General features: G+C 54.6%; 17 protein-coding genes. 8 read left to right on the top strand and 9 right to left on the bottom strand.

What is annotated here, in order from left to right; genetic code table 11:
- Window positions 1–225: 225 nt before the first annotated feature.
- Genes LKE08_RS28010 through ndhC form a run of 3 tightly spaced genes read right to left on the bottom strand, consistent with a single transcriptional unit; the run spans window position 226 to window position 1,830 of the window.
- Window positions 226–735, bottom strand: a complete 510-nt coding sequence (locus LKE08_RS28010) for an NAD(P)H-quinone oxidoreductase subunit J (RefSeq protein ID WP_324707588.1) — start codon at window positions 733–735, stop codon at window positions 226–228.
- Window positions 728–1,453 carry a photosynthetic/respiratory NAD(P)H-quinone oxidoreductase subunit K gene (ndhK, locus tag LKE08_RS28015; RefSeq protein ID WP_324707589.1) on the bottom strand — a complete coding sequence of 242 codons (726 nt, stop codon included), beginning with the start codon at window positions 1,451–1,453 and terminating at the stop codon, window positions 728–730. The genes LKE08_RS28010 and ndhK overlap by 8 nt, the downstream gene beginning before the upstream one ends.
- Window positions 1,454–1,467: 14 nt before the next feature.
- Entirely contained in the window at window positions 1,468–1,830 is a 363-nt protein-coding gene (gene ndhC, locus LKE08_RS28020; protein ID WP_324707590.1) for a photosynthetic/respiratory NAD(P)H-quinone oxidoreductase subunit C, read from the bottom strand.
- A 508-nt stretch (window positions 1,831–2,338) separates the two neighbouring features.
- On the opposite strand from ndhC, the gene LKE08_RS28025 reads away from it, so the two are divergent.
- The 8 genes from LKE08_RS28025 to LKE08_RS28060 all read left to right on the top strand — a co-directional run bounded on the left by LKE08_RS28025 (window position 2,339) and on the right by LKE08_RS28060 (window position 6,686).
- Window positions 2,339–2,674, top strand: coding sequence for a rubredoxin (locus tag LKE08_RS28025; RefSeq protein ID WP_324707591.1), 336 nt, complete (start codon window positions 2,339–2,341; stop codon window positions 2,672–2,674).
- A 25-nt stretch (window positions 2,675–2,699) separates the two neighbouring features.
- A complete protein-coding gene (locus LKE08_RS28030; protein WP_324707592.1) occupies window positions 2,700–3,704 on the top strand; it encodes a photosynthesis system II assembly factor Ycf48 in 1,005 nt (334 codons plus the stop codon).
- A 123-nt stretch (window positions 3,705–3,827) separates the two neighbouring features.
- Window positions 3,828–4,073, top strand: coding sequence for a cytochrome b559 subunit alpha (gene psbE / locus LKE08_RS28035; protein ID WP_324707593.1), 246 nt, complete (start codon window positions 3,828–3,830; stop codon window positions 4,071–4,073).
- A gap of 26 nt (window positions 4,074–4,099) precedes the next feature.
- Window positions 4,100–4,234, top strand: a complete 135-nt coding sequence (gene psbF, locus LKE08_RS28040) for a cytochrome b559 subunit beta (RefSeq protein WP_324707594.1) — start codon at window positions 4,100–4,102, stop codon at window positions 4,232–4,234.
- Between the two features lie 9 nt (window positions 4,235–4,243).
- Window positions 4,244–4,363, top strand: coding sequence for a photosystem II reaction center protein L (locus tag LKE08_RS28045; RefSeq protein ID WP_324707595.1), 120 nt, complete (start codon window positions 4,244–4,246; stop codon window positions 4,361–4,363).
- Window positions 4,364–4,434: 71 nt separating this feature from the next.
- The gene (locus LKE08_RS28050; RefSeq protein ID WP_324707596.1) at window positions 4,435–4,554 is read left to right on the top strand and encodes a photosystem II reaction center protein J; all 120 of its coding nucleotides are present in this window, start codon (window positions 4,435–4,437) and stop codon (window positions 4,552–4,554) included.
- Between the two features lie 220 nt (window positions 4,555–4,774).
- Window positions 4,775–5,029 carry a SemiSWEET transporter gene (locus LKE08_RS28055; protein WP_324707597.1) on the top strand — a complete coding sequence of 85 codons (255 nt, stop codon included), beginning with the start codon at window positions 4,775–4,777 and terminating at the stop codon, window positions 5,027–5,029.
- Window positions 5,030–5,069: 40 nt separating this feature from the next.
- Entirely contained in the window at window positions 5,070–6,686 is a 1,617-nt protein-coding gene (locus LKE08_RS28060) for a radical SAM protein (RefSeq protein ID WP_324707598.1), read from the top strand.
- A gap of 227 nt (window positions 6,687–6,913) precedes the next feature.
- On the opposite strand, the gene LKE08_RS28065 is transcribed toward LKE08_RS28060, so the two are convergent.
- From LKE08_RS28065 to gap, 6 genes are all read right to left on the bottom strand, one after another.
- The gene (locus tag LKE08_RS28065) at window positions 6,914–7,774 is read right to left on the bottom strand and encodes an SDR family oxidoreductase (protein WP_324707599.1); all 861 of its coding nucleotides are present in this window, start codon (window positions 7,772–7,774) and stop codon (window positions 6,914–6,916) included.
- Between the two features lie 178 nt (window positions 7,775–7,952).
- On the bottom strand, window positions 7,953–8,171 hold the full coding sequence (locus LKE08_RS28070; RefSeq protein ID WP_324707600.1) for a hypothetical protein: 219 nt from the start codon (window positions 8,169–8,171) through the stop codon (window positions 7,953–7,955).
- Window positions 8,172–8,191: 20 nt separating this feature from the next.
- The gene (locus tag LKE08_RS28075; protein ID WP_324707601.1) at window positions 8,192–9,418 is read right to left on the bottom strand and encodes a 2,3-bisphosphoglycerate-independent phosphoglycerate mutase; all 1,227 of its coding nucleotides are present in this window, start codon (window positions 9,416–9,418) and stop codon (window positions 8,192–8,194) included.
- Window positions 9,419–9,499: 81 nt separating this feature from the next.
- A complete protein-coding gene (gene ppsA, locus LKE08_RS28080) occupies window positions 9,500–11,881 on the bottom strand; it encodes a phosphoenolpyruvate synthase (RefSeq protein WP_324707602.1) in 2,382 nt (793 codons plus the stop codon).
- Between the two features lie 83 nt (window positions 11,882–11,964).
- A complete protein-coding gene (locus LKE08_RS28085; protein WP_324707603.1) occupies window positions 11,965–13,551 on the bottom strand; it encodes a BON domain-containing protein in 1,587 nt (528 codons plus the stop codon).
- Between the two features lie 50 nt (window positions 13,552–13,601).
- Window positions 13,602–14,698 (bottom strand): type I glyceraldehyde-3-phosphate dehydrogenase (gene gap / locus LKE08_RS28090; RefSeq protein WP_324707604.1); only part of this gene is annotated, 1,097 nt, incomplete at its 5' end.

Here is a 14,698-nt window from a genome sequence, read left to right on the forward strand (position 1 = left end):
TACACTCGATCGCTTATGAGTGCATATTCTTAAGACCACATTGAATACAGCATGAGCCTAAGAAAATATACCAGACTTTCCAGAAACATTGCAATTTGGTTTTGAACCGGGGATGCCCAATTTTATCCCCCTTGGAGTTGGGATTTGCCCGGGGGCAATCTCCCATTCTCCAACGTCGGAATGACCCTTCATGTTGCCGCCCGAGAACCCCGCCTCCGGAACCCCCTAGTAGGCATCTTGCAATTCGTGGAAGTCCGGCGAGATATAGTCTTTGCGAAGGGGCCAGCCGACCCAGTCTTCCGGCATGAGAATGCGCTTGAGATTGGGGTGGCCTTCGTAGACGATACCATACATATCATAGGACTCCCGTTCTTGGAAGTCCGCCGTCTTCCAAATCCAGTAGACGGAGGGAACTCGGGGGTCATTTCGGGGAACGAAGACTTTGACGCAGACTTCTTCGAGTTGTTCCACGTCGTCGGCGACTTTCGCCAGGTGGTAGGTGCTGACGAGATCTTCTCCCGGGCCCGCGTCGTAGGCGCACTGGCACCGCAGGTAGTTGAAGCCGTAGGCGTAGAGGGCGGTAGCCAGGGGAATGAGAAAGTCGCGATCGACTTTCACCATCTCGACGCCGACATGGTTGGGGCCGAGAAATTCGTGTTCAAAGCCGTTTTCACTCAGCCATTTGGACACCGGGCCGGCTTCGACGATGGGGGCTTCGGTTTCGTTTTCAGCCACGCTGTTCCTCCTTCTTGACGGGATCGGCTTGCAGGGCGGGGGGGACGGGCATCCCGATCGCCTCGGTGAGTTGTTTGGGCGGCACCTGGCGACTTTCCGAGGCCAGGTATTGGCCGGTCAAAATCGGTTCGACCACTTTCATCTGGTGCGATCGCGTGTAGTAGCGGTGGGTCTGTTGCAGGTTGCCCCGCTCTTGGAAGGAGTCGTTGGCGATCTTCTTCCGCAATTTGATAATCGCGTCGATGATCGCTTCCGGTCTGGGGGGACACCCGGGGATGTAGACGTCCACGGGGATCAGTTTATCGACACCCCGGACGGCGGTGGTGGAGTCCATGCTGAACATCCCGCCGGTGACGGTGCAGGCTCCCATCGCGATCACATATTTGGGTTCGGGCATCTGTTCGTACAGGCGCACCAAGACCGGGGCGTATTTCATCGTGATCGTCCCGGCGGTGATCAGCAGGTCGGCTTGGCGGGGACTCGACCGGGGCACTAACCCGAAGCGATCGAAGTCGAACCGCGATCCGATCAGGCCGGCAAATTCGATGAAGCAGCAGGCCGTCCCGTAGAGCAGGGGCCAGAGGCTCGAGAGTCTCGCCCAGTTGTAGAGGTCGTCTACCGTGGTGAGAATGACGTTTTCGGAGAGTTCCTGAGTGACCTGGGGCCGCTCGATGGGATTGAGAATTGTTTTATCGGATAGGGGACTTTGAGTTGTCATTTTTGATGAACCATTTACGACCATTCCAACGCACCCTTGCGCCATGCGTAAACCAGAGCGATGACGAGGATGGTGATAAAAATCAGGGCTTCCACGAAGGCCAGCAGCCCCAATTTGTGAAACGCTACTGCCCAGGGATAGAGGAACACCGTCTCCACGTCGAAAATGACGAAGACGAGGGCGAACATATAGTAGCGGATGTTGAACTGAATCCAGGCCCCTCCGATCGGTTCGCAGCCGGATTCGTAGGTCGTGCGGCGGGAACCGCCGCGGCTTTTGGGTCGGACAATTTTGGAGGCTCCGAGAGCCAGGAGGGGAACCAGGCTGCAAATGATCAGGAAGCCGAGGAAATATTCGTAGCCACTGAGGACAAACACGGTTAATTCAATGAGCGCTATAGTGTTCTGGCGTTGTCCCCGGCCGTTTCGGTGCGGCCCGGGATTTCTATTTCGGCGAGATCGACCCGCGATCGCGGGTCGATCTCTCCAAAGGGTGTTCCAGTGCGAGACTGGCGGTTTGGGAGATCGGGAATTGGGACTCGGGAGTCGGGAGTCGGAATTTCCCCGCCATCCCACACCCTGCACCCCAATTCTCGCCCGTCCCTACCGAGGTTCGATTGCCTTCAATTTACCACCAAACTTGATAGAGCGCTATTTGCATCCGGACTCGGGGACCCGCGCCATCAACGCTCCGGGGGCTGACCGGCGGTGCAGTGCCGGCCGTCTGGCCGCATCGGGGTGGCGCGTTTTTTCAAATTATATAAATCTATCCCCCGGGCCGGGGAGCCCTCGGGCGGGCGATCGCATCCGACGGGCTTCAATTTTCTCAGGTTCTGTAATATTATGTAATAGACTTTTAAGAATTAACTCCCCTCCGGTCGAGACTATGAGCGAGCAAGCCACCGAAGTCAAATCCCTGGATCGCTATGAGTGCAACGCCTGTGGCTATGTCTACGAACCCTCCAAAGGCAGTTCGTCGGGCGACATTGCCCCCGGCACCGAATTTGAAGACTTGCCCAAGGGGTGGCGCTGTCCGGTTTGCGGGGCGCCCCGGAGCCAATTCAGAAATATCGGCTCCAAGGAAGGGCCGTCGGGATTTGAGGAAAATCTCGGCTTCGGCCTCGGAGTCAACACGCTGACCGCCCAGCAGAAAAATCTTCTCATTTTTGGCGGGCTCGCCTTGGGATTTTTGTTTTTTATGAGTTTGTACGCCTTGCGTTAAGGAATCTTTAAACCGATCGAATCAAATGCAATTCGCTAAATTTCTGAAAAAAATTGCCATTTTGACCGTCGTCGCCTTGCTCTGTGCGAGTTGTGACTACGCGGCAGACCTGGGTTACAATCCCTGGGAAGTGGTTCCCGTCGCCACCGATGCCAAACTGTTGGACATCGACTTCGTGGACGGCTCGGACCACGGGTGGGTTGTGGGCAGCGACGGCACCCTGTTGGAAAGCCAAGATGGGGGTAAAACCTGGGAAACCAAGCAGCTCGACCTGGGCGAAGAAAATCTCCTGCTCACCTCCGTCAGCTTCAAAGGCTCCGAGGGCTGGATCGTGGGGGAACCTTCGGTCTTGCTCCACACCACCGACGAAGGCCAGTCCTGGACTCGCATCGCCCTGAGTAGCAAGCTGCCCGGCGCCCCCAACACCATTGTCGCCGTGGGGCCGAACTCGGCTGAAATGACCACCAATGTCGGGGCGATCTACAAAACCGAAGATGGGGGCCAAAACTGGAAGGCCCTGGTTGAAGAGGCGGTCGGGGTGATCCGCAGCCTGTCCCGCTCCGAGGGAGGGGAGTACGTCACGGTTTCCGCCAAGGGGAACTTCTACTCGACTTGGGAACGGGAGGACAAAGCCTGGACGCCCCACAACCGCTACAGTTCCAAACGCCTGGAAAAAATTGGCTTCGCCCCGGACGATCGCCTGTGGATGTTGGCCCGGGGCGGCGAAATCCGATTCAGCGATCCCGAGGACCCGGAAAACTGGAGCGACCCGATCAAGCCGGAATTTGCCACCAGTTGGGGACTGCTCGATCTGGCCTACCGCACCCCCGAGGAAATTTGGGTCAGCGGCGGCAGCGGCAATCTCCTGTGCAGTTTTGACGGGGGTGAAACCTGGAAAAAAGATCGCGGGGTCGAGGACGTTCCCGCCAACTTTTACCGCATCGAGTTCATGAATCCCGACCGGGGATTTATACTCGGTCAACAGGGGGCGTTGCTCCGATATGCGGGAACCCCCTCGGAGGCAGTTTGAGGGAAAAACAAGTCGATTTCAAATGTCGGTTCAGTTGACTTGTTACCGATGCCTCCGTCCCGTATCATAAGATATGATCGAGAGTCCGAATACGTTGTTGACTTGGTTACAGGAGCAATTTGAATGGCAGGTACCACTGGAGAGCGTCCGTTTGGAGATATCGTTACCAGCGTCCGTTATTGGGTGATTCATAGCATCACGATTCCCGCTCTGTTTATTGCTGGCTGGTTGTTCGTCAGCACCGGACTGGCTTACGATGCCTTCGGTACGCCCCGGCCCAATGAGTATTTTACTCAAGAGCGTCAGGAGCTGCCGATCATCACCGATCGCCTGGATAGCAAAAAACAGATTGACGAATTCATTAAGTAAGTAGTTTTGAGGAGAACCGCGAAAAAATGACGAATGCAAATCCCAACGAACCGATAAGTTATCCGATTTTTACCGTCCGCTGGCTGGCCGTCCACACCCTCGCCGTCCCCACGGTATTTTTCCTGGGCGCGATCGCCGCGATGCAGTTCATTCAACGATAGGAGGAATTTATGGATCGCAGTTCTAATCCCAACAAGCAGCCCGTCGAATTAAACAGAACCTCTCTGTATCTGGGTTTGCTGCTCATTTTCGTTCTCGGCATCCTATTTTCCAGTTACTTCTTTAACTAACTGGCAATTGCCTTAAAATTTGACCGTTTTCCGTGCAGTCAGTTGATTTTTGAAGAGAGAGGTACAAAACCGTGTCTGGAGACGCTAAACTTCCCCTTTGGTTGGTGGCAACGATCGCCGGAACGGGCGTTCTCGTTGTCGTCGGTCTGTTTTTCTACGGAGCTTACGTCGGCGTAGGATCCTCTATGTAGGAAAACCCCTCACATTGAGAGCTTAAATGCTCAAATTTGCTCCGATCCCGCTCGTTTGTGAGTGGGATTTTCTTTTGATCCGCAGATGACGCAGATTTTCGCAGATTTAAGCGATCGCTTGTTTGCGAAAGGATTTTTGGGGATGGGTGGGGGTGTCCTCTTCTACGTCTGTTTTTTGAAACAATTGCTATAACATCAGAGACGATTTATGAATCTATCCATGAACGTGATTACCGGAATCGGACTGCTGGCGGGAATGTTGACGACGATCGCCTTCCTCCCCCAGGCCCTCAAAACTTGGAAAACCAAATCTACCCGCGATGTCTCTTTGGGGATGTTCGTGATTTTCTGTACGGGGGTGTTTCTGTGGATCGTGTACGGGACTCTGGTTCGCGATCTTCCCGTCCTGCTGACGAATATCGCCACTTTCATTCTCGCCTCGACGATCCTCTGGTTTAAGCTAAAATATCACTGAACCCGGCGCCCCAGATGTCAATTTATCGAGCTTTTATCCCGTGACTGTTTCCGCTTTCGATCGCGAACGTTTGCTGTTTACCCCGGCGACTCCCGAACCCGACGCCATCCCCGTTATTTTTGCGTTTCCCAACGAATATAGCGTGGGAATTACCAGCCTCGGATATCAGGTGGTTTGGGCGACTTTGGCCCTGCGTTCTGATGTGGCGGTGAGTCGCCTGTTTACCGACTGGCGGGAACCGCTTCCCCAACATCCGGAATTGCTGGGATTTTCCCTGTCTTGGGAGTTGGATTATGTGAATATTTTGTCGCAGTTGGAGGGGTTAAATATTCCCATCCGATCGCGCGATCGCGACGACTCTCACCCGCTGATTTTCGGCGGCGGGCCGGTGTTGACGGCGAATCCTGAACCTTTCGCGGACTTTTTCGACGTTATTTTATTGGGGGACGGGGAAGATTTATTGCCCAATTTTATCACCGCTTATCGGGAAGTTAGACGAGCAAATCGCGATACAAAATTACGCCACCTCGCCACAATTCCGGGGGTTTATATCCCCAGTTTGTATCACGTCACTTACACCGGTCCGGACGGTGCGATCGCCTCTATCGAACCCGTTGACGGCGATATTCCTCCGCAAGTAAAAAAGCAAACCTACCGGGGAAACGTCCTCTCCGCCTCGACGGTGGTGACGGAGTTGGCGGCGTGGGAAAATATCTACATGGTGGAAGTGGTTCGCAGTTGTCCGGAAATGTGCCGCTTTTGCCTCGCCAGTTATCTGACCCTCCCCTTCCGATCTGCCAGCATCGAAGACTCTTTAATTCCGGCGATCGATAGGGGTCTTAGCGTGACAAAACGGCTGGGTTTGTTGGGGGCATCGGTCACGCAGCATCCCCAATTTGAAGAACTTTTAGATTATCTCGGACGGCCGAAATATGATGACGTGCGGTTGAGTTTGGCTTCGGTGCGGACAAATACTGTCACCGTAAAACTGGCGGAAACGTTGGCGAAACGGGACACCCGCAGCATCACGATCGCGGTGGAAAGTGGGAGCGATCGCCTGCGGAAAATTATCAACAAAAAATTGGAGAATGACGAAATTATCGAAGCGGCAATTAATGCCAAAGCGGGGGGATTGAAGGGGATAAAACTTTACGGGATGGTGGGCATTCCCGGCGAAGAACCGGAGGATTTGGAAGAAACCGTGGCGATGATGAAGGCGATCAAAAAAGCAGCCCCCGGTTTGCGTCTCACCCTCGGTTGCAGCACGTTCGTGCCGAAGTCCCACACGCCGTTTCAGTGGTTCGGGGTCAACAAACAGGCTGAGAAACGATTGAAATTTTTGGAGAAACAACTGCGATCGCACGGCATGGATTTTCGCCCGGAGAGTTACCGCTGGTCGGTGATTCAAGGGTTGATTTCGAGGGGCGATCGGCGGTTATCTTATTTGCTGGAAAAAGTGCGGCACTACGGGGACACGCCCGGAAGCTATCGGCGGGCGTTTAAAGAGTTGCGGGGGCAGCTTCCCGGACAAGATTTTTACGTCCATCAAGATTGGGATTTAGACCAGGTTTTACCCTGGAGTCACTTGCAGGGCCCGCTGCCGGAAACGACATTGCAAAAACATCGGGCGGAGGCGATGAGTTATAGTACGGTGTAAATTCACCACAGAGGCACGGAGATCCCCCATTATCCCCCTTAAAAAGGGGGACTTTGAAACCAATTCTCCTCCCTTAAAAAGGGGGACTTTGAGTCCAATTCTCCCCCCTTACCAAGGGGGGCTGGGGGGGATCTCAACCTTGCCCGAGGACGAAAGAGCCACCATTATTCCCATTAAAAAGGGGGACTTTGAGTCCAGTTCTCCCCCCTTTTCCCGACTCCCGCGTATCAGGCGTTGATGATTTCGCCGCCGTTGGGGTGCAGTACCTGACCCGTCATGTAGGCGGCATCTTTGGAAGCCAAAAAGACGTAGCTGGGGGCGATTTCGATGGGTTGTCCGGCCCGTCCCAGCGGCACTTTTTGGCCGAAGGTTTCCACCTTGTCTTCGCCGTAGGAAGAGGGGATCAGAGGTGTCCAGACGGGGCCAGGTGCGACGCCGTTGACGCGGATTCCTCGGTCGGCTAAATTCGTGGCGAGCGATCGCGTGAAGGCGACGATCGCGCCTTTTGTCGAGGAATAATCCAGCAAGCCGGAACTGCCGCGATAGGCGGTGACGGATGTGGTATTGACGATCGCGCTACCTTCTTGCATATGGGGAAGGGCTGCTTTTGTTATGAAAAACATCGAATAAATGTTGGTGCGGAAGGTGCGATCCAACTGTTCTTCGCTGATGTCTTCCAAGTTCTCTTGGGGGAAATGTTCGCCGGCATTGTTGACCACAATATCGAGCCGCCCGAATTCTTCGACCGTCTTTTCGATCGCCTCTTTACAGAACGATTCTTCGCTGATATCCCCGGCAATTAACAGGCATTTCCGGCCGATCGCTTCGATGCGTTCTTTGATCTCTTGTGCATCTTCGTTTTCTTCCAGGTAAACGATCGCCACGTCCGCCCCCTCTTTGGCGTAAAGGGTCGCCACGGAACGGCCGATCCCGCTGTCGCCGCCGGTGATCACCGCGACGCGATCGCGCAATTTGTCGCTGCCCTTATAATCGGCATCATCCGTTATCGGACGGGGTGCCATCTCCCCTTCGCGCCCGGGAACTTGGTCTTGGTGCTGGGGCGGTCTTTTCGTGCGTTGTGCCGTCATAATCGATGTTCTCAAAATACGTCTTAAATTCCGGGAAAATTCTCAATTTTTCACAAAAAATTGTGTATAAATTGACAGAAAAATATTCCCTGGCTTCAGACTAAGTTAATCGAACCGTCGATACGTCTACCCTGAGAAGTAATCGCGAGATATTACAGGTGGCAAAGAAACCGGGTTTCTATCTAATAACTTGGGTGAGAATTCGAGATTCTCGCAGAAACCCGGTTTCTCGATCCAATCCACCCCACACCCTACACCCCAAATCGTCTCCTGGAGGGTCGAGGTCGAAAATGACGCGATCGGGGTAACGGGGGCGATCGCACCGACTCGGCCAGACGTGGGGGGTCGTACAGGCCTGATTTGCCAGGTATACCAGCGTCGCCGCATTGTTACCCATCGTGCTACAAAAGAGAACGATCAGGCGCCGAATTTTTGCAGGCGTCCGGCGTGGGCGAGGGCGAGTCCCATCAGGTGGGTGCCGGGGCGCAATCCCAGGAGTCCCTGGCCGCAGGAGTATTCGTCGAACCGGGAAACGTCGTCCACGCGGGCGGTTTCGGCTTGGATCATCGCCGGGACGGGATGCCAACTGTGGCGCCCCATGACGGCGGGGGTGGAGTGGTCGGCGCTGACGACGAGGACATCGGGGTTGAGGTCGGTAATTTTGGGGATCAGGCGATCAACGGCTTCGAGGACGTCAACTTTTCCGTCGAAGTCTTCGTCTTCCCCTTCGCTGTCGGAATGTTTGACGTGGAGGAAGTAGAAATTATAATCGTCGCCGTAACAGGATTGGAGGGTTTCAAAGCGCTGTTTCATGCCGCCGGGGTGAGGTAAAACATCCATTCCCACCAGGCGGCTGACGCCGCGATACATGGGATAGTCGGCGATGCAGACGGCGTTCAACCGGAAGCGATCGCGCAGTTTTGGCAAATGTTCGTAGCGTTCAAATCCGCGCATCAAAATGGTGTTGGCGGGCTGTTCGTCGGCGAGGACGGCGTTGACGCGATCGATAAATTTACGCACCAGATCGGCGGTTTTTTTGGAGTCTTCCGAAGTGGCTTTGGGTTCGATGGGGGGAACGCCGATATTTTGGGGGTCGGTATCCGGCAATTTGTCGTTCAATCCGTCTCCCCGGAGAACGAAAACGGCCCGGTGTTCGCTGACGGTTTTGAAGAAGAATTTTCCCTCAAAATCCAAGCTGACTTTTTCGTTGATTTTATCGCACAGGTGGCGGTTTAAATCGGTTTCGATGCGTCCGGCGCGGCGATCGCTGATGTTGCCCTCGGTGTCGCGGGTGGCGAAGTTGACGCGGGCGGCGACATCCCCGGTTTGCAGGTCGAAATCGATGCCTAAAGCGGAGAGGACGCCGCGGCCGATCCGGTATTTTAACGGGTCGTAGCCGAACAGAGATAGATGGCCGGGGCCGCTGCCGGGGGTGATGCCGGGGCCGACAATTTCGAGTAAGCCGCAACTGGAATTTTTGGCGATTTCATCTAAGTTGGGGGTGTGGGCGACTTGCAGGGCGGTGCCGCCGCGATCGCGGTCTTTTAGCCCCCCCACGCCGTCGAGGATCAGGTAAACGATTTTGCCGCCGTTATCCCAAACTAAATCTTCCCAGACAGTGGTGATATCCATCATATCCATCATTTAATTCTCCTAAATATAAACTGTGTAGCCCGGGCATCTTGCCGGGGGTGCGATCGGGCAGGATGCCCGAACTACGAAGGGTTAATTTTCCATGTCTGCGATGCGGTTTTTTACCTCCACGATGCTATCTGGATTGAGGGAAATTGAATCGATTCCGGACTCGACGAGGAAGGCGGCAAAGTCGGGGTAGTCGCTGGGCGCCTGTCCGCAAATTCCGACTTTCCGATCGCACTTGTGGGCGGTTTCGATCAGTCGCCGGATCATCCGTTTGACGGTGGTGTTGCGTTCGTCGAAAAGGTGGGATAATTCGGAAGAATCGCGATCGACTCCGAGGGCTAATTGGGTCAGGTCATTCGACCCGATGGAGAAGCCGTCGAACCGTTCGGAAAACTCGTCCGCCTGTTCGACGTTGGTGGGAATTTCGCACATCACATAAACCTCCAAACCGTCTTCGCCGCGCTTCAAACCGTTGTCGGCCAAAACTTCCAAAACGCGGTCGGCTTCTTCGATAGTTCGACAGAAGGGAATCATGATAATCACATGGTTCAAACCGATCGCCTGCCGGACTCGTTGGATGGCGCGACATTCGAGGGCGAAACCGTCCCGGTAGCGATCGCTGTAGTAGCGGGAGGCGCCCCGAAATCCCAGCATCGGGTTGGCTTCTCCGGGTTCAAATTGTTCGCCGCCGATCAGATCCGCGTATTCGTTGGTTTTGAAGTCACTCATGCGGACGATGACCGGATTCGGATATTGGGGGGCGGCGATTTTGGCGATGCCGCGGGCGAGGCGATCGACGAAATATTCGCTTTTGTCGCTGTAGCCCCGGGTCAATTTTTCGATGGTTTTGCGGGTGTCTTTATCTTCGATTTTGTCGAAGTGAACCAGCGCCATCGGGTGGATTTTGATGGTATTATTGATGATGAATTCCATCCGCGCCAAGCCGATGCCGTCGCTGGGCAACCGCCACCACCGGAAAGCCGCGGCGGGGCTGGCGATATTCATCATAATTTGGGTGTCGGTTTTGGGGATATCTTCCAGGTTGACTTCGGCGGTTTCAAAGTCTAAAATACCGTCGTAAACGAAACCCCGATCGCCCTCCGCACAGGACACGGTGATCTCGCGATCGCCCCGCAATTCTTGCGTCCCCGATCCGGTGCCGACGATCGCCGGAATCCCCAATTCCCGGCTGACGATCGCCGCGTGGCAGGTCCTCCCGCCGCGATCGGTTACGATAGCCGCGGCCTGTTTCATGATCGGCACCCAGTCCGGATCGGTCATCCCCGTCACCAGGATGGAATCCGGTTCAAATTTATCGATTTCTTCGGCACTTTTGATCCGGCAAACTTTCCCGGATGCGATCGCTTCTCCGATGCTGATCCCGGACAGTATTTTTTCTCCTTCTTCCTTCAATTTGTAGGTTTTCAGCGAACCCGCCTCTTTCTGAGATTGCACGGTTTCCGGGCGGGCCTGGACGATAAACAATTCCCCGCTTTTCCCATCTTTCGCCCACTCCATATCCATCGCTTTTCCATAGTGGGATTCGATGGTCGTCGCCCACCGCGCCAGTTGCAGGGCTTCCTCATCTTCGATGACGAATTGTTGCCGTTCTTCCTCGGAGGTTTCGACATTTTTTGTCGTCTTCGACCCGCCCTTGGCGTAGATCATTTTTTTCTGTTTCTCCCCCAACCGCTTTTCTAAAATCGGCTGCAAATTTTCGTTATCCAGTAGGGGTTTAAAAACCTGAAATTCGTCCGGTGTGACGCTGCCCTGCACGACATTTTCCCCCAATCCCCAAGCGCCATTAATGACCACGACATGGGGAAATCCGGTTTCCGTATCGATGGAAAACATGACGCCGGAAGATGCCAAATCAGACCGTACCATCTTTTGAATTCCCACGGAGAGGGCGACTTTTAAATGGTCGAATCCCTGGCTTTCCCGGTAGCTGATGGCGCGATCGGTAAATAGGGAGGCGAAGCAGTCCCGGCAGGCGTTTAAAACCTCGTCTTCTCCGGTCAGATTCAAGAAGGTTTCTTGCTGTCCGGCGAAACTCGCGTCCGGCAAATCTTCGGCGGTGGCGCTGCTGCGGGCGGCGACATCCACGGATTTTGTATCGTAGCGATCGCTCATTTCCCGGTAGGCGCTTTTGATGTCCTCGGCGATGCGATCGGGAAATTTCGACTTTTTAAATAACCCCCGGATCGACTTTCCGACTTCTTCCAAAGGTGCGGATTCGTCGTGGAGTTTGTCGATTTCTGCCTTAATTTTATCGGTGATTTCGTTTTCGTCCAAAAATTCCCGATAGGCTGTTGCCGTGGTCGCGAAACCGTCGGGAACCCGAATCTGTTTTTCTTTCAAACTCTGAATCATCTCGCCCAAGGAGGCATTTTTTCCTCCCACGGCGGCGACATCTTCGGAGTTGAGATCGTCAAACCAGCGAATATAAGAATTTGAACCCGACATATTTTTTCCTTAAATAACTTGGTAACACAAGCTTCTAGCTTGTGATGTTTCACCGGCAGGATGCCCGTGCTACTCGATCGCGGTTACGATGCCGATCGCGGTTCGACATCCAACTTATCGATCGCGCCGATAACTCCAGCTTCGTAGGTTTCCTCCAAAACTTGGGTATGTTCGTACCGGGAATCGACGGTTCCGGTGAGGGTTGCCACGCCGTTATTGACGGAAATGTTAATATCATCCCGGTCGATAAAGGGCGACCAAGCCATCTGGTCGGCGATATCTTGTTTGAGTTCCGCATCGGCTTTTTCTGCGGGGCTGTAGTCGCCGCCATTTTCCAAAGCATCCCAGTCGTAAAACGGGCGATCGTAGGACAATTGTTGACCTTCAATTTGCAGGTTATTGATCGCGCCGGTGACGCCCAACGTCAGCGTCGCCAGATCCCCCGCCCGCCATTTTTCCGAGTAGGAATCGACCGTGCCGCTGAGGGTGACGATGCCCTCGTCAACGGAGACGTTGACATCTTCGGCGTCGATGTAGGGACTGCGGGAAATGCGATTTCTCAAATTTTCGGCGATTTCCCCGTCCGTGGGGGGGTCGAGGGGGACGACGGTAATTTCGTTGCGGACGTCCAAAACCCCCGTGGTGTTGGCGGCATCCTGGGCCGCGGCCCGCTTGGCTTTCAGGTTATCGACGATGCCCGACAGGGTGACGATGCCGTTGCTGACGTCCGCATCGACGTTGAACGCCGCCACGCGGGGATCGGCCCTCAGGGCGTCGTTGATGGCTTCCCGGAGGTTCGGATCGGTGATGTCCGCGATCGCCTCTTTCCGCAGGCTTTCATCTTCGGCCCAGGGCTCCACATCCAGGGTTTCGGCGAGCACGGAATCGACGCCGACGACGTAGGCATCGGAGACGGCGATGGATTTCTCGAAGGCGCTGCCCACAGTCCCGCTGAGGATCACTTGGTCGTTGGCGACGCTGACATCGATTAGGGCGGCATCCACCCGCGCATCCCATTTCAGGGCTTGGCGAATGTCGGCGGCGATGTCGCTATCGGCGCGAGTTTCGTCGTAGGTGACGAGGATTTGGTTGTCAACTTCTCTGACCCCTTTGACATCTTTGACGACGCGGGCGGCGAGTTGTTTTTCCTGCCAAGAATCCACGGTTCCGGAGAGGGAGACGACGCCATTATTTACAGCAGTTTCGATCGCCCATTCTTCCGTGGCGGGATCTTCTTCCAAAGCGGTTTTTACGTCTTCGGCAATTTCGAGATCGGTGCGATCGCTCGGTTCGACGATAACCCGGTTGACCACCGATCGCACCCCTTTGACGGTTTCGGCGATCCGGGTGGCTCGTTCTTGGGCGAGGAGATCTTCGACGGCACCGGATAAAATGACGATGCCCTGGTTAGTTTCGACGTTAACATCGTAGCCGGAAAGGTGGTTGCTGAGGGCGTATTCTCCCTTAATAGCGGCGGTGATTTCCGAGTCGGTGAACTCGGGTTCCCCGATCGCGGCGACGGACTCGACTTGCTGGGTTTCTTCCATTACCTTCGGTTCGGCACCGACTCTCGGACGGCGATCGCAGGCGGCCGACACCGAGGCAACTGTCACCGCCAAAAAGCCGGATATCAGCAGTTTTATAGTTTTGATTTTGGGAATGGGAAACATTTCGTGATTTCCTCCTGTCGAACTGCGATCGGGGGGGATTTAAAAAAGAGTTAGCTCGCCCCGGATAAAACGGGGGATTCCTTCAGCATCCGCATCGTTTCCCGCACCATCTGGCTGGCATAACCCCACTCGTTGTCATACCAACTCATCACCTTCACCAGGTCGCCGTCCACCACCTGGGTCATCGTCAGGTCGATGATGGAAGCGTGGGGATCTTTGACGATATCGGCGGAGACGATTTCATCCTCGGAAATGCTGACGATATCCCGGTAGGTTTCGCTATCGACTTCCTCCCGAAAGATGCTGTTAATTTCTTCGGCGGAAGTCGGTTTTTCCGTCACGAAGGTGATGTCGGTGATGGAACCGACGGGGACGGGGGCGCGGACAGCTACGCCATCGAATTTATTTTCGTATTGGGTGAGCACTTTTGTGGTGGCTTTTGCCGCACCTGTAGAAGTGGGGACTAAATTTTCTGCACCGGCCCTTCCCCGGCGCAATTTTTTGCTCGGACCGTCTACAATAGATTGGCTGGAGGTGTAAGCGTGGACGGTGGTCATCATCGCCTTTTTAACCCCGATGCGGCGTCCGACCATTTCAAATACTGGGGTGACGCAATTGGTGGTACAACTGGCACAGGAAATGATGCGATCGCTCTCGTCTGGCTTGTTGATGCCGTGGACGATTGTGGGGATGCCCTCGCTTTTGGCGGGGGCGGATAAAATGACTGCTTTTGCACCAGCTTTCAGGTGTTTTTCCAACCCCTCTTTTTTGGTAAAAATGCCCGTGCATTCCAGCACAATATCGACATTTTTGGAACTCCAGGGGAGCTGTTCCGGGTCTTTTTCGCTGTACACCGGATACTGTTTACCGTCGAGAATCAGACTGTCGTTGGTCGATTCGACGCTGCCCTCGTATCTGCCATAGACGGTATCGTATTTTAATAAGTAAGCCAAAGTTTCCGGGGGAACCAAATCGTTGATTGCAACGATTTCCAATTGCGGATTTTTGTGGGCAATTTTGAGGACTGCCCGCCCGATTCTTCCCAGTCCGTTAATTGCGATATTCTTTGCCATGTCGTAGATCTCCGGATTCAACAGTCGCTCGCCAGCCAGGGTGTGTGGCGATCGCGCGATCGCCACACACCCCC

The sequence above is a fragment of the Lyngbya sp. CCY1209 genome (assembly GCF_035615495.1).
In the GTDB taxonomy this organism is placed as follows: Bacteria; Cyanobacteriota; Cyanobacteriia; order Cyanobacteriales; family Microcoleaceae; genus Limnospira.